The organism is Paenibacillus sp. JSM ZJ436, from assembly GCF_044383795.1.
Classification (GTDB): Bacteria; Bacillota; Bacilli; order Paenibacillales; family Paenibacillaceae; genus Paenibacillus_AQ; species Paenibacillus_AQ algicola.
In genome coordinates, this window is the sequence record NZ_JBISEO010000001.1 from 167,218 (window position 1) to 192,601 (window position 25,384).

At 51.7% G+C, this 25,384-nt stretch carries 18 protein-coding genes; all 18 read left to right on the plus strand.

Features of this window, described 5'->3' with window-relative positions; genetic code table 11:
• Nucleotides 1–212: 212 nt before the first annotated feature.
• On the plus strand, nucleotides 213–1,637 hold the full coding sequence (gene leuC / locus ACH6EH_RS00930; protein WP_138225623.1) for a 3-isopropylmalate dehydratase large subunit: 1,425 nt from the start codon (nucleotides 213–215) through the stop codon (nucleotides 1,635–1,637).
• A gap of 21 nt (nucleotides 1,638–1,658) precedes the next feature.
• Complete coding sequence (leuD, locus tag ACH6EH_RS00935; protein ID WP_138225624.1) at nucleotides 1,659–2,261, plus strand: 3-isopropylmalate dehydratase small subunit; 603 nt, start codon at nucleotides 1,659–1,661, stop codon at nucleotides 2,259–2,261.
• A 204-nt stretch (nucleotides 2,262–2,465) separates the two neighbouring features.
• The gene (locus ACH6EH_RS00940) at nucleotides 2,466–3,914 is read left to right on the plus strand and encodes an N-acetylmuramoyl-L-alanine amidase family protein (RefSeq protein ID WP_397330939.1); all 1,449 of its coding nucleotides are present in this window, start codon (nucleotides 2,466–2,468) and stop codon (nucleotides 3,912–3,914) included.
• A 26-nt stretch (nucleotides 3,915–3,940) separates the two neighbouring features.
• Entirely contained in the window at nucleotides 3,941–4,588 is a 648-nt protein-coding gene (locus ACH6EH_RS00945) for a GerMN domain-containing protein (protein ID WP_397330732.1), read from the plus strand.
• A gap of 229 nt (nucleotides 4,589–4,817) precedes the next feature.
• The gene (locus ACH6EH_RS00950; protein ID WP_397330733.1) at nucleotides 4,818–6,191 is read left to right on the plus strand and encodes an N-acetylmuramoyl-L-alanine amidase family protein; all 1,374 of its coding nucleotides are present in this window, start codon (nucleotides 4,818–4,820) and stop codon (nucleotides 6,189–6,191) included.
• A 30-nt stretch (nucleotides 6,192–6,221) separates the two neighbouring features.
• A complete protein-coding gene (locus tag ACH6EH_RS00955) occupies nucleotides 6,222–6,872 on the plus strand; it encodes a GerMN domain-containing protein (RefSeq protein ID WP_397330734.1) in 651 nt (216 codons plus the stop codon).
• A 76-nt stretch (nucleotides 6,873–6,948) separates the two neighbouring features.
• Complete coding sequence (locus ACH6EH_RS00960) at nucleotides 6,949–9,663, plus strand: S-layer homology domain-containing protein (RefSeq protein ID WP_397330735.1); 2,715 nt, start codon at nucleotides 6,949–6,951, stop codon at nucleotides 9,661–9,663.
• 83 nt (nucleotides 9,664–9,746) lie between these two features.
• Entirely contained in the window at nucleotides 9,747–10,412 is a 666-nt protein-coding gene (gene nth, locus ACH6EH_RS00965; RefSeq protein WP_397330736.1) for an endonuclease III, read from the plus strand.
• A 42-nt stretch (nucleotides 10,413–10,454) separates the two neighbouring features.
• Nucleotides 10,455–10,730 (plus strand): NAD/NADP transhydrogenase alpha subunit, encoded by a 276-nt coding sequence (locus tag ACH6EH_RS00970; protein WP_138225630.1) that lies wholly within the window; start codon nucleotides 10,455–10,457, stop codon nucleotides 10,728–10,730.
• A gap of 156 nt (nucleotides 10,731–10,886) precedes the next feature.
• Complete coding sequence (locus ACH6EH_RS00975) at nucleotides 10,887–14,504, plus strand: dynamin family protein (RefSeq protein ID WP_397330737.1); 3,618 nt, start codon at nucleotides 10,887–10,889, stop codon at nucleotides 14,502–14,504.
• A gap of 322 nt (nucleotides 14,505–14,826) precedes the next feature.
• Entirely contained in the window at nucleotides 14,827–16,602 is a 1,776-nt protein-coding gene (locus tag ACH6EH_RS00980; RefSeq protein ID WP_397330738.1) for an ABC transporter ATP-binding protein, read from the plus strand.
• Complete coding sequence (locus ACH6EH_RS00985; protein WP_138225633.1) at nucleotides 16,599–18,461, plus strand: ABC transporter ATP-binding protein; 1,863 nt, start codon at nucleotides 16,599–16,601, stop codon at nucleotides 18,459–18,461. The genes ACH6EH_RS00980 and ACH6EH_RS00985 overlap by 4 nt, the downstream gene beginning before the upstream one ends.
• A gap of 128 nt (nucleotides 18,462–18,589) precedes the next feature.
• On the plus strand, nucleotides 18,590–19,051 hold the full coding sequence (locus ACH6EH_RS00990; protein WP_397330739.1) for a GNAT family N-acetyltransferase: 462 nt from the start codon (nucleotides 18,590–18,592) through the stop codon (nucleotides 19,049–19,051).
• A gap of 182 nt (nucleotides 19,052–19,233) precedes the next feature.
• Complete coding sequence (locus tag ACH6EH_RS00995) at nucleotides 19,234–19,923, plus strand: CAP domain-containing protein (RefSeq protein ID WP_397330740.1); 690 nt, start codon at nucleotides 19,234–19,236, stop codon at nucleotides 19,921–19,923.
• A gap of 480 nt (nucleotides 19,924–20,403) precedes the next feature.
• On the plus strand, nucleotides 20,404–21,297 hold the full coding sequence (locus ACH6EH_RS01000) for a GDSL-type esterase/lipase family protein (RefSeq protein ID WP_397330741.1): 894 nt from the start codon (nucleotides 20,404–20,406) through the stop codon (nucleotides 21,295–21,297).
• 64 nt (nucleotides 21,298–21,361) lie between these two features.
• The gene (locus ACH6EH_RS01005; RefSeq protein WP_397330742.1) at nucleotides 21,362–22,330 is read left to right on the plus strand and encodes an ABC transporter ATP-binding protein; all 969 of its coding nucleotides are present in this window, start codon (nucleotides 21,362–21,364) and stop codon (nucleotides 22,328–22,330) included.
• Nucleotides 22,323–23,312, plus strand: coding sequence for an ABC transporter permease (locus ACH6EH_RS01010; protein ID WP_397330743.1), 990 nt, complete (start codon nucleotides 22,323–22,325; stop codon nucleotides 23,310–23,312). Before ACH6EH_RS01005 ends, ACH6EH_RS01010 begins: the two co-directional genes overlap by 8 nt.
• A 93-nt stretch (nucleotides 23,313–23,405) precedes the next feature.
• Entirely contained in the window at nucleotides 23,406–25,382 is a 1,977-nt protein-coding gene (gene parE / locus ACH6EH_RS01015) for a DNA topoisomerase IV subunit B (protein ID WP_397330744.1), read from the plus strand.
• Nucleotides 25,383–25,384 lie beyond the last annotated feature (2 nt).

Consider the following 25,384-nt stretch of genomic DNA (forward strand, 5'->3'; position numbering starts at 1 on the left):
TCCGTTATAGGCAATACCTATGAAATTTATAGTTCAATTATATTAGTTTATCATTGCATTTAAAAGCAAGGAGTCGTTTATAGCTGGAACCTATTGCTTTTATAGATTTTATATCTTGGATCAATCAAGAGGAACATGCTATATTACGTATAAGCAAAAGGGAGATCCAACTCTCTTTAATATGGACGTAATGAACTAATGGGGTGATATGAATGAGTAAAAAGACAATGTTTGAGAAAATCTGGGACAATCACGTGATCCATCAAGAGGAAGGCAAGCCCGGCATCCTGTATATTGATTTGCATCTGGTGCATGAGGTAACCTCTCCCCAGGCCTTTGAAGGCCTGCGCCTGAGCGGCCGCAAGGTTCGCCGTCCGGAGCTGACTTTTGCAACAATGGACCACAATGTTCCGACAAAAGACCGCTACAATATCAGTGATCCGATCTCCAAGCAGCAAATTGACACATTGACTCAGAACTGCCGGGACTTTGGCGTTACGCTGTATGATCTGGAGACGATTGACCAGGGTGTTGTACACGTTATGGGACCGGAGCTGGGTCTGACTCATCCGGGCAAAACCATCGTGTGCGGCGACAGCCATACGTCTACTCATGGTGCTTTCGGCGCATTGGCCTTCGGTATTGGTACCAGTGAGGTTGAACATGTGCTTGCGACCCAGTGCCTGCAGCAGGCCAAAGCAAAGACCATGGAGGTTCGCTTCAAGGGCAACCGTAACCCTGGCGTAACCGCGAAGGATATGATTCTCGGCGTAATTGCTAAATACGGCACGGATTTCGCGACGGGATATGTAATTGAATACACCGGTGAAGCGATTCGTGATCTGTCGATGGAAGAGCGCATGACCGTTTGTAATATGTCCATCGAAGGCGGCGCCCGTGCGGGGATGATCGCTCCGGATGAAACGACATTTGAATATTTGCGTGGACGTCAGCATGTGCCTCAAGGTGCAGACTTTGACCGTGCTGTAGCTTCCTGGCAGCAGCTCGTTACTGACGAAGGCGCCGAGTTTGACCTGGTGCTTGAATTCGATGTGGAGACCCTGATCCCGCAAGTAACCTGGGGCACCAGCCCGGGCATGGGTACAGACATTTCCTCCGCAGTACCTAACCCGGCAGATTTCAAAACCGAGAACGAGCGCAAGGCTGCCGAAAAGGCACTTGAGTACATGGCCTTAACGCCAGGTACACCGATGTCAGAAATTCCGATTGATTATGTATTTATCGGCTCCTGCACGAACGGACGGATTGAAGACCTTCGCGCTGCCGCCGCAGTAGCCAAAGGACACAAGGTTTCACCTCAGGTCACTGCAATTGTCGTTCCCGGTTCCGGCCGCGTGAAGCTGCAGGCTGAGAAGGAAGGCCTGGATCAAATCTTTACAGAAGCAGGCTTTGAATGGCGTGAAGCCGGATGCAGTATGTGCCTTGCCATGAATCCGGATGTGCTTCAGCCAGGACAGCGCTGTGCCTCGACCTCCAACCGTAACTTTGAAGGACGCCAGGGACGTGGCGGCAGAACACATCTCGTATCTCCGGCAATGGCAGCTGCAGCAGCTGTAAAGGGACATTTTGTTGATGTCCGTGACTGGAATTTTGTATCTGAAGAAGCTGTTATCTAAGAAGGGACGGGGGAGTTTACAATGGAAGCATTTACGAAATTAAACGGATTGGTTGCACCCGTGGACCGGGTCAATGTAGATACCGATGCAATTATACCTAAGCAGTTCTTGAAAAGAATCGAGCGCACAGGCTTTGGCCAGTTTCTGTTCTATGAATGGCGCTTCGACGAGCAGGGAGAGGTCATCACAACCTTTCCTCTGAATCAGCCGCGTTATCAAGGAGCCAGCGTACTGATCTCCAGAGCGAACTTTGGCTGCGGCTCCTCTCGGGAGCATGCCCCTTGGGCGATTATGGATTACGGCTTCCGTGTTGTGATCGCGCCTTCGTTTGCGGATATCTTCTATAACAACTGCTTCAAGAATGGCATTCTGCCGATCAAGCTGTCGGAAGAGCAGGTTGAAGAGCTGTTCCAGCGTACTGAAGCTCATGAAGGCTATCAGCTGAGTGTAGATCTTGAGAACAAGCTTCTCTCCGATGATCAAGGGCTTCAGATTCAGTTTGATCTCGATGAGCATCGTCGTCAGTTCCTGCTTCAAGGTCTGGATGATATCGGACTGACGCTGCAGCATGCTGATGCCATTGATGCCTACGAGCAGGAACATCACAACCGTTTGTTCGCCTAAGCCGGCAGCATTCGATATTTCTTTCTAAAAAACTTCAAAACTTCCATATCCGCTGTAGGATATGGAAGTTTTTTCTGTTAAAATCATAGATATAGTGCGGAACATTCGCTGTGAAGCCGGAAAATGCCGCATGCTGAGCCAATATGGCGGTTTTTGGGTACTCGTCGCTTTCATTAAATTCATAGGGATGGTAGAGGTGTGAGTATGAAGAAGTGTGGTCTGCTGATGTTTTTGGTGCTTTTTCTGCTGAGTTTAGGCAGTGCAGGAAAAGCGGAGGCAAGCGGTGCAAAGATTTATCTGGATGGAGAACAGCTGAATTTACCGTCCGGAGTCAAGGTGTTAAATGTCAACAACTCTATTATGGTCCCCATTCGAGTCATTTCCGAGAACCTAGGCTATGAAGTGAAATGGGAAAAGTCCACTCAGACCGTTTCTGTGCTGGACAGCGTTACGGCGGTACATATGAATGTGGGCAAGACACAGTCTCAGGTGAACGGGATCGAGGTTCAGATGAGCATCCCGCCGATGCTGCAGGGGGGGACCACACTGGTGCCGCTGCGCTTTGTAAGTACAGAGATGGGCATGGATATTGAGTGGGACAACCAGATCAAGGCGGTATATTTGACTAGCAGCGCGGCTCCTGTCGCGACTGAACCCGTTCAAGTAAGCCCGCCCCCAGCAGGTTCAGTGGGAAGCAATCCCGGCGCTGTCACTCCTGTAGAAGAAGTGACCCCGGTCACAGCTTTGGCAAGCGTCGATGGCATCAGTTTCGTCGATAACCAGCTGCTGATTGCCGTATCCGGAAAAGTGACGCCTAAGGTTTTTAGTATTCCTAGCCCTGACCGGATTGTCGTTGATCTTCCGCAAAGCTTTCTGTCCAGCTCCTTTGCCGGGTCGGATCAACAAGTGGGCAAGGAAACGATCCTTCCGCTTGAAGGATACCCCGACGTGAAGCAGATCCGTTATGCCAGATTCAGTGCTTCCCCGGAAACCGTGCGTGTCGTTCTGGACCTCCATACGTCCAAAGCGTATGATCTTACCCATCAGAATGGATTAATTACACTCAACTTAAACATAGAGCAGACCGCAGCACCGGCGGAGCCGGCTAGCAGCGGCAAGAAAATCGTTGTCATTGATGCCGGACACGGAGATGGAGACCCGGGTGCTCCTAGCGTGAACAAGCGTTGGGAGAAGGACTTTAATCTGGCCGTTGCCCAGAAGGTCGGGAAGCTCCTGGAGAAGGAAACTCAGATCGAAGTAGTCCTTACACGAAGCAATGACACGTTTCTGGAGCTGAAGGATCGGGTAAAAATAGCTAACAACCTTAAGGCTGATGTTTTTGTTTCCATCCATGGAAATAGCAACAATTCCAGTAGTGCCAACGGAACGGAGACTTTTTATACGCGGGATGCCAGCTTGTCTTTTGCCAAAATTATGCACAGTCATCTTTCTAAAGCTACAGGTCTTAAGAATCGTGGCGTCTCTTACGGAAATTTTCACGTGACCCGCGAAACATCCATGCCGGCCGTACTGCTGGAGATCGGGTTCTTAAGCAATAAAGGTGATGAAACACAGATGTTCAAGGAAGATTTCCAAAACCGGGTGGCACAAAGCATCGTAGATGGAATTAAGGAATATCTTAAAGTACAGTAAATGTACTTCCCAAGGGGGACGGTTCAATGAGTCAACGTAAATATTGGTCAGCAGCAATTCTGGCTGCTGTAATGGTAATGAGCAGCGGATGTGGAGACAAGCCGGCTGCAGCACCTCCTGCAGACACGGGAGCGGTAAAGCAAGCGGCAGGAGCCGATGAGAGCAACGTCAAAGATGAAGTCGGTACAATCCATCAAGGACAAGAAACTGCAGGTACTCAGACCGCCGGAAACAGCACCTCAGTCACAGATGGAGATAAGAAGGAGGAGCCGATGCGTAAGGAAAAGGTAGTCCTCTACTACACAGATCCTGAGTTGATGGGCGTCGTTGAAGCCCCGGGTGAAATTATGTACAGCGGCGCTGAAGACAAATACGCTAAAGCTTTTAATGCACTACAGCAGAGCGATGATGAAGAGTTCGTTCCATTGTGGAATGAGGCCATTACGCTGAATCAGGTTGAATTTGACGCCGGGGCGCTCGTTCTGGATATCACCAAGCCCGCTGAGGCAAATCTGGGTGCTGGTGGAGAGATGTACGCTCTGGAAGCACTGGAGAATATGTTTTTCCAGTTTGAGGAAGTTCAGTCGATCCAGCTGCTTATTGATGGAGAACAGGTCGAGAGTTTGATGGGACATGTTGTCCTCGAGCATCCGATGAAGCGTCCCACACCTTAAGCGTCCTACACCTTGATAAGTTAGGGGTAGATTTCAGGTATATTATTCCTTTATAAAGTAAAGCAGCCTTTAAGCAATCTGCTTAGGGCTGCTTTATTTTTTTGGCAAAGTGGAAATATTTTCGCAACTTTAGAACGAGTGACGCGTCTATTGTATGTCAGGTAATGTCGGACAGGCCGGGAAGTCTACGCCATTTTATGGCAGATTAATAGGATGGTAGGGGTGAAGGATGAAGAAGTTCGGTTTTTTTATGTTTCTGTTCATCATCATGCTGGTGTTTCCAAAGGGCGTTGAGGCAAGCGCATTAAGTGCTAAGATTTATTTGAACGGCAATGAGCTGCAGCTGTCTCAAGGTGTCAATGTGGAAAATATCAATGGAACCGTGATGGTGCCGATCCGGGTCGTATCCGAGAATTTGGGCTACACGGTAGGCTGGAATCAGGCAGCACAGAAAATTACGGTTCAAGGCGGAGGAAAAACCGTCGAGATGGTGGTCGGAAGCAGCAGTGCATCCATTGATAGTCAGCGTGTAAGCATGGTTAAGGCACCGCTCTTGCGCGGAGGCACGACAATCGTACCCATCCGGTTTGTGAGTGAGCAGATGGGCATGAATGTCAGCTGGAACAATCAAGAGAAAGCAGTATACCTTATTACCCCGGAGTCAGGCGTCTCAAACCCGGGTGAGTCCGATTACGGTACTCTGACAACGATTGACGGAATCAGCTTTAGCAGCAATCGCCTGCTGGTAGCGGCGACAGGAACGATGAAGCCCAAGATTATGAAGCTGACCTCGCCGGACCGGATTGTCATTGATGTAGAGAATGCGGCATTCTCCGAGCAATTCAGCACGAGTAATATTTTGGACGCTACAAACAATGGGTCCTTGACGGTAACCGGATATCCAGATGTGAAATCGGTCCGGTATTCGCTGTACAGCGACAGCCCGTCAACCGTTCGCATTGTCATTGATCTGAATTATCCCAAAAATTATACGCTTCATAATGAACCTAACGGCTTGTTTACAGTGGACCTGAATACAAGCTCTGAGCCGGTTCCTGCTCCGGGAGCAGGCAGCAAAAAGCTCGTCGTCATTGATGCCGGACACGGGGGTCATGATCCTGGCGCAATCAGCGTCTCGAAGAAAAAGGAAAAGGATTTTGCCCTGAGTCTCGCTCTCAAAACGGCCAAGCTGCTGGAGAACAGCTCAACGATCGACGTTGTCCTTACACGCAGTGATGACACCTTCCTGGAGCTGAGTGACCGAGTGAAAATTGCCGAGAAGCTGAAGGCTGATGTCTTCATCTCCATTCATGCCAATGCGGGACCTGCCACGGCTTCCGGAACGGAAACCTTCTATCAGCGTTCGTCCAGTAAATCGTTGGCGACGGTCATTCATAAAAATATGTTAAATGCCGTTGGATTGAAGGACCGCGGAGTGAAATACGGGAATTTCCACGTCATCCGCGAGACCACGATGCCAGCCATTCTGCTGGAGGTCGGGTTCCTGACGAATAAAACGGATGAAGCCAAGCTCTACGATTCCGGGATTCAGGACCGTGTAGCGCAGTCGATTGTGAACGGACTCAATGAATATTTTAAATAATAGTGATGCAGGGGAGATGGAGGTGGACTCATGAATAAAAAAATAGGGTCTGCGGTGTTCCTGGCAGCGTTTATGCTGCTAGGAACGGCATGCGGAGAGAAACCAGGGGCAGCACCTGTCCCTGCTGAGGAGAAGCCGGCAGCTCCTGTCCAGGAGACTGCAGAGGCCGGAAACGAAGGCACTACCACGGCGCCGTCACAGACGCCATCCAGCACGCAGGGTGCAGGCGGAAGCACAGGGGGCAGTGAAGCTCCCGCTACGTCAACACCTCAGGAAGAGGCCGAGCCAGCGCAGCAAAGTGAAGAGATCAAGGTATACTACACCGATCCTGATTTAATGGAACTGCTGCAGGATACAGCCAAAATTACGTATACGGATGAAAAAACGAAATACCAGGCGGCATACGATGCGCTTCAAAAGAGCACATCTCAGGAGATGGTTCCGCTCTGGAGTAACATTGAGCTCCTTTCTCTTTCTTTTGAGGATGGAGATCTGACGCTGGATCTGCATATGCCGGATACGGCAAGCATGGGCTCCACAGGAGAGGATTTTGCAATTCGGGCGCTCAAGGGCACCTACTTTCAATTTGATGAAGTGGAGACCATTCAGCTGCTGCTCGACGGCAAGCAGGTAGAGAGCCTGATGGGACATGTGACGCTGTATAACCCGGAAACCCGCTAGCTGCTGGAAGGAGATCACATTCTGCTGTCGAATATGTCAAAGAACGCGTATAGCAGAAATGAAAGGAGCAACAACAATGTCATTTAAACGAAGAAATATTCATTCCAATAAAGTGGTCTCCGCCGTCATGGCCGGGCTTATGGTTATGGGAACTGGCGTATCTGCAGAGCCTGCAGCACCTACAGCAGTCAGCGCGGCGCTCTCGACGCCTGTTTTCAGTGATGTCGTCAGCGGCTATTGGGGAGAAAAATACATTTATAAACTGGCGGCTCAAGGGATTATAACTGGTAATAACGGCAAGTTTCGTCCTAATGATCCCGTAACTCAGCAGGAAGCCATGACGATGGCAATCCGTTTCTTGAATTTGAATGTGAATGAAGGCACCGGCACGGCTGCGACATTACCGACAAATATGAAAGTAAATAATTACTTTGTACCGTACGTCAGCCTGGCGCTTTCGCAAAACCTGCTCAATCAAGAGAAAGAATCGCAGTATGCCGATGACAGCATGATCTGGGGAGCTCAAACGGCAACCCGGGAATGGATTACTGAGGTGCTGATCCGCTCCATCGGCCGTACTGCAGATGCGCAAGCAGCCATGTCGGAAGCTTCAGGCTTTGCAGACCATGGCAGCATTTCACCTGACCGCGCAGGGTATGTCAATACTGCCGTTGAGCTGGGTCTTGCCCAAGGCGTGACGGCTAATCGGTTTGATCCGAAAGGAGCGGTCACCCGGGCTCAGCTGGCTACCTTTTTTAGCCGGGCTCAGGCCTACATAGATGAACAGTATGAGAATCAATATGAGGGCGTCGTCACCTCAATGAGCGATGGCAGGGTGACCCTTTATACCGATGGACAGAGCCAGACATTTTCACTGCAGCCTTCCACGGCCTATTTTGAGAAAGACGCTGCCGGACGCATTACACAAGGAGATATCGAGCCTTACACGAAGGTAACCGTCATTGCGAAGGATGGTGCAGCTGCTTATGTCGAGCTTATGGATAAAGAGCAGCAGCTGGAATCCTTTGAACGGAAATTTGAGCGTCTGTCCCCCGACCAGGTCATATGGTTTGATACGGGATCGAGCTTTGAGTCTCTGTCTTATACAAAAGATACCCTCTTCCTGGATCAAAACGGTAGCAAGATAGATCCTGCCGACCCCAAGGCATTGGTGCCGGGCAGCGTAGTAACTGTGCAGCGGGAAACCTTTACGCCACAGAAGCAGATTGTAGCGATCACGGTGAAGGATGGCGTAGTGAACAAAACAGCGACAGGCGTCATTCAGTCAGTGGATCTCAATGGCAAGAAGCTTACGGTGCAGACCACGACGGGGTCTGCAGAAACCTACAGCTATGAAGGAGCCATCATCAAATACCAAACCCAGCTGCTGACACCTTCTGAATTAAAGGCGGGAGCTGTCGTGAATTACACGGTTGAGAACAGTGTGCTGAAGAGCGTTGAAATTAGCCAGAGCGTTGACCGCACCGTTAGCGCCATGCTGTATTCAGCCGATCCCAACGGGAAATTCATTACGTATAAACGTTCTGGTAGCACGCAGCTGGAAATCAAGGTGCTGGCCTCTCAGCCGGAGCTGATTGTCAGCGGGATTGCAAGACCGGTGCTGGATGACCTCATCTTTGACGAGAAGGCCGGCGACGAGGTGGAGCTGATCATTAATGGCGATGAGCAGGTCACCAAGATCACGGTCGTAGGACGTCAGTCCGAGCTGATGAAGCAGGCGGTCGTAGCGAGATATGATGCAGCCAAGAAGTGGCTGATGGTAAGCGACAGCGCCGGCAAGCCGCACGTGATGATCCTGGATGAGAAGACCAAGCTGGAGTCTTCGGCCGGCAGCTCGCTGTCCGCGGTTGAAGGTCTGCTCGGTTCTGGCAGAAAGGTGAACATCAAGCATCTGGGCAACCGCGCACTATCCCTGGAAGTCATTTATCAGTACGAGGGCACATTGACGGAGATCAATACAGCCGCCAAGACGGTTACGATTCTCACCGACAACGGTGAAACCGTGAAGCTGCCATTCTCGAATCCGAAGGTAGAGCTGTACAGTAAGGCTTCCGCCTCGCTCTCGGATATTAAAATCGGCGACGAGGTCTATGCGGAGCTTTCCGCTAACCAGGATATGCTGGCCAGCTTGAAGTCCAAGGCTTTCGTTCAGTTTGAGGTGGGATCGGTGGAGCCTTCCTTAAACCGGCTTACGGTTAAGCAGGATGGGGTGTCCAAGCTTATTTACACTGACAAAACCGTCATGAGTGACGAGAACGGCCAACCGATTCAGCTTAGTGCCTTGAAGCCAGGCAGTCTGGTCAATGTACAGTTTACAGGCATAACGCCAACCTCGATCCAGGAGGTTCGTCTGACGCTAGGCCAAGTGATGGCTGTGGATGCTGCCGCCAACACGCTGACCGTGAAAGGCTTCAATGGAACGCAGCAAGTCATTTCGGCAGCAGGCGGGGTCAAGATGAACCGCGGTGGCGCGGTGTCCACAAGCTTGGCCGGCCTCACCCTTAATGATCGGGTCGAGGTTCACAAGGACATTACCGGAGTGACCGAAGTCAAGGTTCTGGATTCTCTATCAAAAACGTTCTGGAAATCACAAAATGGCGAAATTTATGTAAAACGGACGTACACAACGGATGAATATCGCTTCCGTACGTCAAGTAGCGTATTTGTTCACCAAAATGATCAGAACTTGTCCGTGCAATCCCTGAAAGAAAATGATAATATTGTACTGTATTTCAACAACGGCACCGTTGTAGAGGTCGTGAAACAATAGTTATCACTGAGGGATACACGAGAAACACCGTCTTGATGCGGGATTTGCTCGCATCAAGACTTTTTTTTGCGGGAGGACCAGCGATGAATAATTCTACCGTACGTCACATTCTCGATACCATCGGCGGTATGTACCCGGGTGCACACTGCGAGCTGAATCATAACAATGCATTCGAGCTAACCATTGCCGTGCTGCTGTCTGCTCAATGTACCGATGAAACAGTGAACAAAGTGACGAAGGACTTGTTCCAGAAATACAAAACCCCGCAGGATTATGTCTCGGTTCCGATTGAAGAGCTGGAGCAGGACATCCGACGGATCGGCTTGTACCGTAACAAGGCGAAGCACATACACCAGCTGTGCCTCATTCTGATTGAGCAGTATGGAAGTGAAGTGCCAGAGGCTCATGATGAGCTGGTCAAGCTTCCAGGTGTGGGCCGCAAAACTGCGAATGTTGTGGTATCCAATGCCTTTGGTGTACCGGCCATCGCGGTGGATACGCATGTGGAGCGGGTGTCCAAGCGGCTGGGACTGGCTGGCTGGAAGGACAGTGTGCTGGAAGTCGAGAAAAAGCTGATGAAGCGCGTCCCTCGGGATGAGTGGACACTGACGCATCACCGGCTCATTTTTTTCGGACGTTATCATTGTAAGGCGCAAAATCCGATGTGCCAGGTATGTCCGCTGCTGGACCTGTGCCGTGAAGGAAAGAAACGTATGAAAACATCAGTCGTCAGGAAGAATAAGGATTAGCAGGCTGGCGGCACAAAGTAGACAAAGAGGATGGGATTAAACATGAAATGCATCTCGGTATACACGGATAATTTTGAATTGTTCTCTGACATTTTTGAACAGGTGGTTGAAACCCAGCTGGAAGAGAATGAAGAGAAGGAGGTTGAAGGCGTAACCTTCAGCCATTCCGGCGAAGCGCCGGAAAATTATTTGGAACGGATGTCGCAAAAGGCAGAGGTTGTCGTCATGCGCGATAAATCCCGCGGCGTGACCATTTTGCAGCATGGAAACGTGTTTGAAATTCTTATTCCGGAAACCGAGAGCGCAGCTGCGCTGTAAGCTTTAGAGCCGGGGACAAAGCATGGAATAGCGAGGCCGCAGGGGAGTCTTCCCGATCTGCGGCCTCTTTCCATATATTCCGGCAAGATGGTACAATGAAGGAATGGAGAAATCAAGCATCCCTGATGACAGGATCGGAAGAGGAGCGAATGACAAGTGAAAGCTGCTACAGCACATGAAACCGGATTCAATGCAGACCTGCTGCAGGAAGCCATTGCGCAGTTCCAGGCGTGGAATGATGAATCCTCCGCGGAGCTGGCCAAGGATCTTCAACGGAAACAGGAAGCCAAGGAATTAACACTCGCCTTCTGCGGGCATTTCTCGGCAGGCAAGTCCAGTATGATCAATGCCCTGTGCGGCAAAAAGGTGCTTCCATCCGGCCCCGTGCCGACAAGTGCAAATATTGTAACGATTCGAAACGGAGACGCCAAGGCGGTGATCCACCGGGCAGACGGAGCCGTCGAAGAGAGCATTACGGTAACGACCGAGGAGCTGGCTGAATACTGCAAGGCTGGCGGCGACTACCGTGCTATTGAGGTGTGGGATCAGGTTCCGGTGCTTCAAGGCCATGGTGTACTGATGGATACACCAGGTGTGGACTCGACGGACGACGGCCATCAGAAGGCGACTCACTCCGCGCTGCATTTGGCCGATGTTGTTTTTTATGTGATGGATTACAATCATGTTCAGTCCGAGAGCAATCTTATGTTTGCCAAGAGCCTGTCGGACTGGGGGAAGCCGCTGTATCTGATTGTCAATCAGATCGACAAGCACCGTGATGAGGAGCTCAGCCTAGCGTCTTACCTGAGTGACGTTCGCAAAGCGTTCCGGCAGTGGAACATTCAATATCAGGGATTGCTCTGCATCTCACTGAAGGTGCATGATTATCCCTACAATCAATGGCCGGAGCTGCAGTCCGTCATTGCCGGCCTCCTGGGGCAGTCGCGGTCCTTGCTGGACTACAGTGTAGCCTCTTCGCTACGGCAGGTCGCGCATTCTCATGGAGAGGCATTTGCGAGAAGTCATCAGGAGGAGAAGGAGGCGCTGCTGGAGGAGATTGGGGGCCAAGCTGCGCTGGAGGCGCTGAATCAGCGTCTTGCGGAGGAAGAGGCCGAGCTTTCATCTGCCCGGAATATGCCGGAGGAGACGGCAACGGCTTTCCGCAAGGAAGGAGATGCACTGCTGGCAAATGCAAACCTGATGCCTGCCGAGCTGCGCGACCTGGCCTTGTCCTGGCTGGAGAGCCAGAAAAGCGGCTTTAAGGTCGGCTTTCTGTTCTCTAGTGGCAAGACGGGCGAGGAGAAGAAGCGACGGCAGGAGCAGCTTCTGGAGCGGCTGAAGCAGCAGGTGTCCTCACAGGTCGAATTCCATTTGCGCCAGCTGTGGAAGAGTAGCATGGAGGCCGTCTCTTCTTTCGGTGAAGAACAGGAGCAGGTCCTGGATTCTGTGCTTCCGAAGGTTACAGCGGAGCTGCTGCTTCAGACTGTGGAGCCGCAGGCGATTCTCTCCGGAGAGTATATGCTGAACTATTGCCGGAAGCTCGCCGATCAGATCAAGGCGAGCTATCGGCAGGCGGTCCTGACCTTGGCGGACCGCCTCAAACAGGCCGCCGCGGACGCAGCTTCAGTCCGCGTGGCCGAGCTCTCGCGCCGTCACGCAGAGCTGACGGCGCAATCGGCGGCCGCCGCCCGCTATGCTGCGCTGCAGCAGGCGGAGGCCGCCCGCAGCGGCGCGGCTGCGCAGCTCGCGCCGCCGCCAGAGCCGCTCACCCCCGGCCTCCTGCCGGAGGTGAGCGAGCCGGCTGCGCTGCCGCAGGCCGCAGCCGAGCCCGCCCCTGCGGCTGCGCCGCCGCAGGGGGAAGGGCTGCCCCGCCGCGTGCCGCAAGGCGGGGGCCGGCGCCAGCGCCTGGAAGCAGCGGCAGCGAAGCTGCGGGCTGCTTCGGCGCTGCTGGCGCCGCATCCCGCGCTGGCGCAAGCTGCGCGGGATCTGGACGCCCGCGCGGACAGCCTCGCGGGCGGCTCCTTCACGATGGCGCTGTTCGGTGCCTTCAGCGCCGGCAAATCCTCGTTCGCCAACGCCCTGCTGGGCGAACGCGTCCTGCCGGTATCGCCGCACCCGACCACCGCGGCGGTCAATCGCATTCTGGCACCGAATGCTGACCATCTGCACGGAACGGCGGAAGTGAAAATGAAGACCTATGACACCTGGTGGGATGATCTGAACTATTCCTTTCAGGTTCTGGGCCTGGAGCAGCCCACCAAGAGCAGCTGGCGCAAGGCCGCAGAGGAGCTGACCCCCGCCGGTATTCACCCGGCAGGGCTGCCGCATTACGGTTTTCTAAAGGCAGCAGCGGCCGGCTGTGAGGACATGGAGTCCCGGCTAGGCAGCATCATGACCGTGGGACTGGAGGAATACCGGGGCTTCGTAGCCGACGAAACCAAGTCCTGCTATGTTGAAGGCATCGATCTGTACTATGGCTGTGACCTGACAGAGCAAGGTATCGTGCTGGTCGATACGCCAGGGGCCGATTCCCTGCATGCGCGGCATACCGGTGTCACGTTCAGCTATATCAAGAATGCGGACGCTATTTTATATGTGACTTATTACAATCATGCCTTTTCCAAGGCCGACCGTCAGTTTCTGTCGCAGCTGGGCCGGGTGAAGGACAGCTTTACCCTGGACAAAATGTTCTTCATTGTCAACGCGGCCGATCTGGCTTCCTCACAGGAGGAGCTGGAGCAGGTGGTAGAGCATGTCCAGGATAATCTGAAGCGAAGCGGCATTAGCCGACCGAGCATTTTTCCGGTTTCCAGTCTGGAATCCCTGAGAGCCAAGCAGGCGGCAGATGATGTTAAGCTGGCATCCTCCGGCTTCCTGTCATTTGAGAAGACCCTGAATCATTTTGCCGTGGAAGAGCTGCCCGGCTTGTCTCTGCGGGCAGGCCTGGACAGCATTAGAGAGGCTTCCGGGAAAGCGGAGAGGTGGGCCAGACTGGCTGAGGAGGACGCGGACAGCCGCAAAGTGAGAGCCCAGCGACTGGAGGAATCCCGCACACAAGCTGTCTGTATGCTGGAAGAGCTGCCAGTCATCAGCTATGAGCGCGATGTGCAGGAGGAATGTGGTGAGCTGTTGTTCCACGTTCGTCAGCGGCTTGATTATGCCATGGGTTCCTTTTTCCAGGATGCCTTCCATCCCTCGGTACTGCGCGAGGATGGCGGCAGTCTGAAGGCGGCGTTCGCGGCCTGCGGGAAGGATCTTCAGCGCACACTGGCGTTGGAGCTGGATCAGGAGCTGTGGGCTACCACGCTCAGATTGGAGGCGACAGGGCGCAAGCTCTGCTCCAAAGCCGTTCAGCGTGTGCTGGATCGTATTAAAGAGCTTGAAGAAGGTCTCGCCTTGTCCGTAAGCCTGGAACTGGAGTGGCCTGCTCCCACGCTGCCGGAAAGTGCGCTTCAGCAGCCGAAGGACTGGGGTCCGTATTGGAGCCTGTTCAAGAATCCGAGGCATTTCTTCGAAAGTCAGGGCAGCCTCAAGCTGCGGGAGCAGGCTGAGCCGTTAGTGAAGGAGGACATTGCCGTTCTCCTTGCTTCAAGGTCTCACGAGCTGGTCCGTCATTACACCGAGCAAACGACCGTGGCCTTGACGCAGTATAGAGATGTGCTGCTGGAGCAGCTGGAGCAGGCTGTGAAGGCCATGCAAACGTCTCTTGCTGGCGGACAGTCTGCAGAGCAGTGGCGACAGCTGGCCCAAGAGCTGAAGAGCATTAGCGAGTAAAGCGGAATATATCTATATTGGAACGGCGGAATCCGGGGTCACGCAGCCCCGGTTTCGTCGTTTTTTGACGTGCTGCCGACCCTTAAGATGTCAGGTATTTTTGCTTGATGATATGCTTTTTTTGAAAATGTCACCATATTGTCAGAATTAAAGAGGAAAGCCGATGATTTCATCATGAAGAAACGATAAGTTGCACGAAACGCTTTCAGAAGGTCAGATCATCGCCAATTCCGCTTTTTTTTGTCTTTGCCGCTTTTGGAAGTCGGTGATAAACTTCATAAATGCTACATAACTGTTCGTATTGAGATTAGGGAGGATTAAGATGAATGTTCTCAGGCAACTGCAGGGCTTCTTTTGGGAGAAACGAGTCTATCTCTTTCTTTCCATACTGTGTCTGGCGATGGCGACCGCGCTCGGACTGGTATACCCGTACCTGCTGCAGCGTTTGATCGATGATGCGATCAGACCGGAAAATTTCGGCCTGGTGCCTCAGCTGGCACTCACGGTCGTAGGGGTCGTAACGATCAAAGCATTTCTGCAATTTTTACACGGATTTTATGGTGGAAGGCTCGGCAATTTCTTAGCTTATCAAATGCGGAACGCCTGTTACAAAAAGCTTCAATTTCTGTCCTTCCGGTACTATGATACCGCGCGGACCGGAGACCTGATGTCCCGCCTGACGGGAGATCTGGAAGCCATTCGGATGTTTATCGGATTTGGCTTTGCCCAGCTGCTGAATGTGGTCATGATGGTCACCTTCGGCTCCATCATGATGTTCTCCATCAGCTGGAAGCTGACACTGTTCACCATGATCAGCATGCCTTTCCTGGTCGTCACAGCGCTGCGGTTCGAATCCAAGATTCATCCGGCCTTTCAGGAAATGCGCCTGGCGCTGAGCTCGCTGACGACGGCAGTGCAGGAGAACATTACCGGTGTGCGGACCGTCAAGTCCTTTGCCCGGGAGCCGCATGAGGTCGTTAAATTTTCAGGGCGTAATGAACGTTATAAAAGCAATCAGATTTTTGCGTCCGCGCTGTGGGCGCGTTTCTTTCCTTTAATGGAGCTCTTCGCCAACATCAGTGTCGTGCTGTTGCTGCTGTTCGGTGGACGTATGGTCATTAATCAGGAGCTGACGTTGGGACAGCTGGTTGCCTTTTTCAGTCTGATCTGGTACATCATCGGACCGCTTTGGGGCATTGGATTTCATATTAACAACTACACTCAATCCAAAGCCTCCGGAGAGCGGGTGCTGGAGCTGCTCCATCAGCCGGTCGATGTTGAGGACAGTGAAGACGCCATTACACTGAAGCCCGATGAGGTCAAGGGGCATGTCGTGTTTGACAGCGTGACCTTTGCTTATGGCAACAAAATGGCGGCAGTTAAAGATATTCAGCTTCATGCCAAACCAGGATCTGTTATCGGCTTGCTAGGGGGAACCGGCTCCGGTAAATCAACGATCATTCAGCTGCTGATGCATGCTTATAACGTGAACTCCGGCAGCATTACGCTCGATGGGGTGAACGTGAAGGACATTAAAGTCCGCAGCCTTCGCAGCCAGATCGCGACCGTATTTCAGGAGACGTTCCTGTTCTCCTCCAGCATTCGCAATAATATCGCCTATGGCATGAAAAATGTAAGCATGGAAGACATTATTCGTGCAGCCAAGCTGGCGAAGGCGCATGATTTCATCATGGAGATGGAGCATGGCTACGATACCGTGGTCGGGGAGCGCGGAATGGGCCTCTCCGGAGGTCAGAAGCAGCGGATCGCCATTGCGCGGGCTTTGCTGAAGGACCCAAAAATACTCATCCTCGACGATGCCACCAGTGCCGTCGATATGGAAACCGAGCATGAGATCCAGTCGGGGTTCCAGGAGGTTATGAACGGGAGAACGACCTTTATTATCGCGCATCGGATTTCATCACTGCGTCATGCTGATGAAATTCTCGTTCTGGATGAAGGGGTGATCGTACAGCGCGGCAAGCATGATGAGCTGATCGAGCTCGACGGCCCTTACCGGGATGTCTATCAGATTCAATATGCCGACCTGATCGCCAGACGCTCGGGGGGAACTGTGGAAGGGCAGGTGCAGTCATGAGCGCAGGATTAAAGAGCAAGAGGCGGCCTGAGCCCTCCGCGAGTGGAGCAGGGGCGAAAGAAACCTTGAATGAACGCTTTGTGTATCAGGATGATGAAGCGATTGAGAAGCCGTTTAACTGGAAGCAGCTGGCTCGTTTGGCTTCCTATATGAGGCCTTATGCGAAGCAGATGATTCCGTTAGTCATCATCCTGATGCTGATTGGCACGGTGACGAAGCTGACGGTGCCTTATTTGACGGGTATGGCTATAGATAAGGCATTAGGCGCCGAGACAGGCAGCACGAACCTGACCCTGCTTTACCAGATCGCTGCGGCCGTTCTGCTCTTATTCGTAGTACAGTATATTACCGGCATTTTCCGCATCAAGTATACGAATATTATCGGGCAGCGGGTCATCTACGATCTGCGGACAGATTTGTTCCGCCATATCCAGAAGCTGTCGTTTAACTTCTTTGATAAACGCCCGGCGGGATCTGTGCTTGTCCGTGTAACGAATGACGTGAACTCCCTTCAGGATTTGTTTACGAACGGGGTTGTTAACCTCATGATTGACTGTGTCCAGCTCTTCGGGATTGTGATCATCCTGCTGGCTATTAACTTCAAGCTGGGTCTGGCCGTCATTGTGACCGTTCCGATCATGTTCTTGATTTCGACCGCACTGCGGGTTCGCATTCGTCGCGCCTGGCAGGAGGTTCGTGCAAAGAACTCCCGGATTAACTCGCACTTGAATGAATCCATTCAAGGCATTCGTGTCACGCAGGCATACACTCAAGAAGAAGAAAACATGAAGTTCTTTGATGCCATGAACATGGACAGCAAAAAATCCTGGGATAAAGCTTCAGCCATGAACCAGGCCTTCGGACCGATGATCGAAATTACCGGCGGTGTCGGGACATTAATTCTGTTCTGGCTTGGCGCGTCTTTGATAGAGAGCAACGAGCTGACCATCGGCCTGCTGATTGCCTTCTCGAACTATGTCGGCAACTTCTGGGAGCCGATTAACCGGCTGGGCATGATGTATAATCAGCTGCTTGTAGCCATGGCATCCTCGGAGCGCATTTTCGAGTTTATTGATGAGAAGCCGAACATTGCCGATGCCGAAGCGGCAAAGAAGATTCCAGCGATTCAGGGTAACATTCAGCTGAGAGATGTCGTATTTGAATATGAACCGGGGCGCCAAGCGCTCAAGGGCATTAATTTGGATGTGAAAGCAGGCCAGTCCATCGCGCTTGTCGGGCACACCGGCTCAGGTAAAAGCACCATCATCAATCTGCTCAGCCGCTTCTATGATATTACCAGCGGAACGATTACGATTGACGGGTATGATATCCGAAAAGTTACGGTAGACAGTCTGCGAAGCCAGATCGGAATCGTGCTCCAGGATACCTTCATCTTCTCGGGCACCATTCGGGACAATATTCGTTTTGGGCGTCTGGATGCGACCGATGAGGAGATTGAGCAGGTGGCCAAAGCTGTCGGCGCCCATGATTTTATCGTCAGCATGCCAGGCGGCTATGAAACCGAGGTCGAGGAGCGCGGTAACATGCTCTCCATGGGCCAAAGACAGCTGCTGTCCTTTGCCCGGGCTCTGCTGGCGGATCCTCGTATTCTTATTTTGGATGAAGCTACGGCTTCCATTGATACCGAGACTGAGCTGAAAATTCAGGAGGCGCTGAAGCTGCTGCTGAAGGGGCGAACCTCATTTATCGTAGCTCACCGGCTTTCGACCATTCGCCACGCTGACCATATCGTAGTGCTGGATCATGGACGCATTATGGAGGAGGGCAATCATCACGAGCTGATGACCCAGCAAGGAATTTATTATGGGTTAATTGAGGCCCAGTACAAATTTCTGTAAGTTTCGGCAGAAGAAACCTGTGGCAATATGGGGAAAATTGTCGATATGGACTTGAAATCTCTCTGAGAAAGAAAGAAAATAAGAGAGTGGAGAGTTGATATCATAGTAGAAGGGAAGCTTGAGGGTAAATGAGCATGGAAAGCGTTATGACTGCGCCTGCACTGCTGATTCGAACGTATGAGAGCAGAGATCTGGAATCCGTCACGTCCCTGATGCGCGAGTTGTCCTATCCGACGACACAAAGTGTCATTCGGGAGCAGATGGAGAATATGTCGTGCAATTCGTCCCACTGCAATCTAATTGCAGAACAGAATGGGAAGGTAGTAGGCATGATTATGCTTCGGCAAGTCAAGTCCTACACGATGACGGAGAGAATCACTCAAATTACGTCGCTGTTCGTAACCTCAAACTGCCGCGGCCAAGGAATCGGCAAACGATTGGTTCACGGGGGAGAGAACTGGGGAAGACAGCACGGAAGCAACCTCTTGTTTCTTACAAGCGGCAACCGGGAAGGCTTAGCCCCGGCACATGCATTTTTCGAACATATTGGCTTTGAAAAGAACGGCTATCAGTTCACCAAAAAGCTGTAGCCCTACCCTTCCTTTGCCCGGCTCCTAAGTAGAGCCGGGTTTTTCTTTGTGCACCGTGAAGAGTTCAAGCATCGCTTTCCAACTTTTGCAGGATGGCGGATCGGTTGATTCATGCTACAATGATTACATATCGGTGACAAAATTGTAACCAAATTTAAAAGCTCAAAGGAGAGATTGAACTTATGCGCAAACATATTATGAAAAAAGCAGCGGCAGGAAGCCTGGCTGCAGTGTTGTCCGTCGGACTGCTCTTTCCGTCCTCGGCCTCTGCCGCTTCATCGACAGATCGTTATGCAGGACTGAAGCAGCAAATTGAGCAATATTTAAAAAGTCAGGGCTACGGAAGCTTTAAATGGCTCGTGCCTGGCGAGCGTGTAACCCAGCAGCCGGCTCCGGCCCCGAGCCAGCCTGAAGCGACCAAGCCTAGTGAGCCCGCGTCTCCAGCCCCAAGCCAACCTGAAGTGCCCAAGCAGCAGCCAGCAGCGCCCGTAACTACCGAACAGGCGGCTATGGAAGCCAAAGTGGTGGAGCTGGTCAATCAGGAGCGCACCAAGGCAGGACTGAAGTCTTTGACTGTTCACCAGGAGCTTGCTGCTATGGCTCTAGATAAAGCAAAGGATATGAGCAGCAACAATTACTTTGCTCATACATCTCCGACCTACGGCTCTCCATATGATATGATGAAGGCTTACGGAATCTCTTACAGATACGCCGGTGAGAATATCGCCAAAGGTCAACGGACACCGGAGGAAGTGATGAAGGCGTGGATGAACAGCGAAGGTCATCGCAAGAACATCCTGTCTCCGAATTTTACGATGATCGGTGTCGGCTATTACAACGGACATTGGGTTCAGGAATTTATTAGCCAGTAAAGCAGACATCCGGCCTTCCCCTCAAGGTCGGATGAGTCTGAGGCTTTAGGCTCACTATTTATAGAAAGCGGCGGTCTCAAAAGTAGATTCTTGTTTAACGAGACAGCTCACTTAAGTGAGATCTGAAGCAAAAATAAAGACGTGGTGGAGTCAGGGAGGTGATCCCAGCACTGCCACGTTTTTATTATTGAATGTACAAATGAGACCGCTCCTTTTTAGATGGTTGCTAGACACTTCCATTCTACTAAAGGGCGGTTTCTTTATCTTACCTGTGTTTTGGGGAATGGATATGCTTAGAGCATCTCACAACAACAAACGAGACCATCCCGCAAGACCCTAGATCGTTTAGGTCAGCCTCTTTTTATCATTTTGCCGATTTGCAAAATGCGACGGGAAGTTTTATGTTTATGTACATATACAGCAGGGATCAACGCCTTTTGAACTGCTACGATAAGACTATGAACAGCCGGAGGGATACAGTTGAACTCATCAAAATGGATATGGCGGATGACGGCAGCAATTTCGATCGCCGCGACGATTACGTTTCTCATCGGATTTATTTATGCGTATCAGGATATTAATCAGCCGACAGCTGATTCTGTCGAGCCGGTGACGTCAGAAAGGGAGAAGGCGGAGGAGGCCAGTGAGAGCTCATCATCAGAAACAGAAGAGTTCCCTGCAGGTGAGAAAGGCCGAGAAAAGACATCCGTGCTGCCTCCGCTGCCAGAACGAGTTAAGGTCACTGCGCTTGGAGATTCTCTCGCGAAAGGAACGGGAGACAATAGCGGAGAAGGTTATGTTCGGCGCAGCATCACAAGACTGAATGAGATCGGGGTCCAGAGTGAGCTGTTAAACAATTTGGCCATCAACGGACTGACAACGGAGGGATTGCTATCAAATCTGAAGGATTCGGGCATGCAATATGCGCTGGAGAAGTCAGATCTGATTCTATTGTCCATTGGCGGAAATGATCTGTTTCAAAACAGCGGACTTACGGATAATGCTCAAGCCCAAAGCGGGGAAGCTGCATTGGATCCGGAGCAGCTGGTACAGGAGATTCCTGCCGCAACGGAAAGGCTGAAGCAGATTATTCAGTCCATCCGTGAAATCAATCCTACCGCCCGCATTCTATACCTGGGGCTTTATCATCCGTTCGGAGATATTGAAGAGCTGCTGCTGCCTGGGAATATGGCTGTTTCATCCTGGAATTATGCGGCCCAGCAGGTCATTAATGAGGATGCCAATGCGATGTTGATTCCGACCTTTGATCTGTTTCAGGGTAAACTGGAGCAGTATCTGTCCGGAGACCATTTCCATCCCAATGGAGAAGGCTACCAGCAGATCGCAGATCGAATCGCGCAAGGCCTTCAATAGCAGAGGATGACCTGTTTACACTTCTTTATTCAAGCTACTGAACTCACGGGAGGAGCTGCAAGGTATGCAACATGCGTCAGATGAAATCGTGCTGTCTGTGAATCATGTCAAGAAAAAGATCGGGCGAAAATGGATTATCAAGGATGTAACCTTTGATATTCGCGCCGGTGAGGTGTTTGGTTTTTTGGGTCCTAACGGTGCGGGTAAAACGACAACGATCCGCATGCTGGTGGATTTGATTAAACCGACCGAAGGCGTGATCAAGGTTTGCGGCTACAATGTAAACACGCAGCAGGAGCAGGCGCTGCAATATGTCGGCTCTATTGTCGAAAATCCGGAGATGTACAGCTATTTGACCGGTTGGGAGAACCTGGAGCACTTTGCAAGAATGCAGCCGGGTGTGGATGCGGCGCGGATCGCAGAGGTTGTTGACATTGTCGGAATGGATAAGCGGATTCACGACAAGGTTCGCACCTATTCCCTCGGCATGCGTCAACGTTTGGGAATTGCCCAGGCGCTGCTTGGCCGGCCCAGGCTGTTAATTCTGGATGAGCCAACTAATGGCCTGGATCCTAAAGGCATCAAGGAAATGCGCCAGTTCATTCACCGCCTGGCTGCGGAGGGCTTGGCGGTGTTCGTATCAAGCCATCTTCTTAGTGAAATCCAGCTGCTGTGTGACCGGGTAGCCATTATTAGCCGGGGCTCCGTGCTGGCTGTAGGCGGAGTTCAGGAGCTGATTGCGGGAAGCTCCGGCTATGTGATCTGGCATGTGTCTTCCCCGGCGGAGGCTCAATCCATTTTGTCCGCAGTAGAGGGCTGTGAAATTATCGAGAAGCCTGGCGAGGTGCTGGATGATTCTGTCCTGGCTGGAATGGGACAGAAGGCACTGGTCACAATATTGTCAGAAGACATGACTCCTCTAGCGGTTCGCAAGCTGATGGAAGCAGGTATAGAGGTGTTCGGTGTCAGCCGGATCAATCCTACACTGGAACAGCTGTTCCTGCAGATGACGGAGGGTGAGAGCATTGAATAATATACTGCCGCTGATCCAGAATGAGACGATCAAGGTCATCAAGAAAAAGCGTTTTTACGTTATTCTTCTCGTCATCCTGATCCTAGTGCCCATGTTCACGTATGCCCAGGTCAAGTCCGCAGAGCGAAGCAAAGGGAAATTTAACGACGACTGGCGATTAGAGCTGCAGCAGAGCATTATTGATAATCAGAATTCCTTGGGGAGTGACCGTATTCCCGAAGAATATAAAAAATACCGGCAAATTTATATTCAGCAAATGCAGTACTATCTGGATCAGGATGTAAATCCCAATCAGCCGACAGGCGTGAACTTTACGAGGGAATTTATGAACAACGCGGTTTCACTGTTTATTCCTCTGCTCATCATGGCTGTCGCTTCAGATCTGGTATCAGGGGAACGTACAACAGGCACGATCAAGATGCTGCTGACCCGCCCGGTCAAGCGCTGGAAGATTCTGCTCAGCAAGATGATCACGCTTATATTGTTCGTCTCGCTCATTATTTTGGCCACTTATATCCTTGCATACGGCATATCCGGACTTGCCTTTGGCTATAAAGGCCTGCAGCTGCCCGTATTTACAGGCTTTAAGATTACAGGTACAGAGGTAGATCTATCCTCCGTACATGCGATTCCACAGTGGCAATATATCCTGATGCAGGGTGGCCTGACCTGGTTTGTGAGTGTATGTGTCGCATTACTTGCCTTTATGGTTTCTGTGCTGGTGCGGAGCACAGCCGCCAGCATCGTCGTGATGATGGCGGCGCTGATCTCTGGTACAATTTTGACGAATATGGCATCAGCCTGGACAAGCGCCAAATATTTGTTTATGGTGAACCTGAATCTTCCAGGGTATCTAGAAGGCAGATTGCCTCCAATTGAGGGCATGACACTGAATTTTTCACTGGCTGTGCTGGCGGTTTGGGGTCTTGCCGCGGTGATCATTTCATTCACCGTCTTTACGAGAAGGGATATTTTGAATTAAAATGTACAAAGTATAAAAACATTTGTTTGCATTTTAAGCCAAACCACCTTATATTGTGTCAAGGTTAAGCGAAGAAAAGAAGGAGGAGCATGAATGGTCGAACAGATCGATGGGTTTGCAGAGTCATCACAGAGCGGCCAGGGCCGCCCGGGATACGATGCTGACGACATTCAAGTGCTCGAAGGCCTCGTTGCAGTACGCAAGCGGCCAGGCATGTACATAGGCAGCACAAGTTCATCCGGACTGCACCATCTCGTATGGGAAATCGTGGATAATGCAGTCGATGAGCACCTGGCGAAGTACTGCACGAGAATTGAAATCCAATTGCACAAGGACCAGTCCATTACCGTCATAGACAATGGCAGGGGCATTCCAACAGGAATGCACAAGACCGGGATCCCGACACCGCAGGTCGTGTTCACGATCCTGCATGCCGGCGGCAAATTCGGCGGCGGCGGATACAAGAAGTCCGGGGGTCTTCATGGTGTCGGTGCTTCCGTAACGAATGCGCTGTCAGAATGGCTGGAGGTCGAGATTTTCCGTGACGGCAAAATTCATCGTCAGCGTTTTGAATACTGGCAGGACAAGAAGGGCCGTGAGCATGTAGGCGAGCCGGTGACCGGCCTTGAAGTGACCGGCAATACGAATAAGACCGGAACCAAGGTAACCTTTAAGCCGGACGCCCGGGTCTTTGCTTCGGGCATCCATTTGAACTATGACACGCTGGCTGAACGTCTGCAGGAAATTGCCTTCCTGAACTCCGGACTGCGAATTGTGCTGAAGGACGAGCGCAGCGGGAATCAGGATGAATTTTTTTACGAAGGCGGGGCAAGCCAGTTTGTCGCTTTCCTGAACGAAGGCAAGGATGTACTGCATGATGTCATTCATTTCTCTGCGGAGAAAGAAGACATCGAGGTCGAAATTGCGATGCAATATAACGCCGGCTATACCGAGACGCTGGCATCTTTCGTTAACTCAATCCCGACCCGGGGCGGAGGCACGCATGAGACCGGCTTCAAGACTGCGTATACCCGGGCCATGAACGAGTACGCCCGCAAGAACCAGCTCTTGAAGGAGAAGGATAAGAATCTGGAGGGCGGCGACCTGCGTGAAGGGATGATGGCGATTATTAGCGTCAAAATGTCCGAGGTCGAGTTCGTCGGACAAACGAAGGATCAGCTGGGAAGTGCTTCTGCCCGGAGTGCTGTAGAGAGCATTGTCACTGACAAAATGCAGATTTTCCTGGAAGAGAATCCGCAGATCGCCCAGACCCTCCTGAAGAAAGCCATACAGGCATCTAAAGCCCGGGAGGCCGCTCGGAAGGCCAGAGACGAAATGCGTACCGGGAAGAAGCGCAGCGAAAGCTCTAATCTGGGCGGCAAGCTGTCTCCTGCCCAGTCCAAAGACTTCACCAAGACAGAGCTGTTTATTGTCGAAGGCGATTCCGCGGGCGGTTCGGCGAAGCAGGGACGGGACTCCAAGCTGCAGGCGATTCTACCGCTCAAGGGCAAACCAATGAACCCGGAGAAATCCAAGCTTGCAGACATTCTGAAGAACGAAGAATACCGTGCTATTGTTGCAGCGATCGGCGCCGGGATCGGCAATGAATTCTCGGCAGGCGACAGCAATTATTCCAAAATTATTATCATGACTGATGCGGACACGGATGGCGCCCACATCCAGGTGCTGCTGCTGACCTTCTTTTACCGCTACATGAAGCCGCTGATTGACGCCGGGCGCGTCTATATTGCCCAGCCGCCGCTTTACAAGATTTCGAGCAAATCCGGCAAGCTGGAAACGGTAAGATATGCATGGAATGAAGCCCAGCTCGCAAACTATTTAAAGCAGTTCAAGAGCTACGAGCTTCAGCGGTACAAGGGTCTTGGAGAAATGAATCCGGAGCAGCTGTGGGAAACGACCATGAATCCGGAATCCAGAACGCTGCTGCAGGTTCAGATTGAGGATGCTGCCAAGGCGGAGCGGCGGGTATCCACGCTGATGGGCGATAAGGTTGACCCGCGTAAGCGCTGGATCGTGGAAAATGTCAACTTCGCAGAGTTTGAGGAATAGAA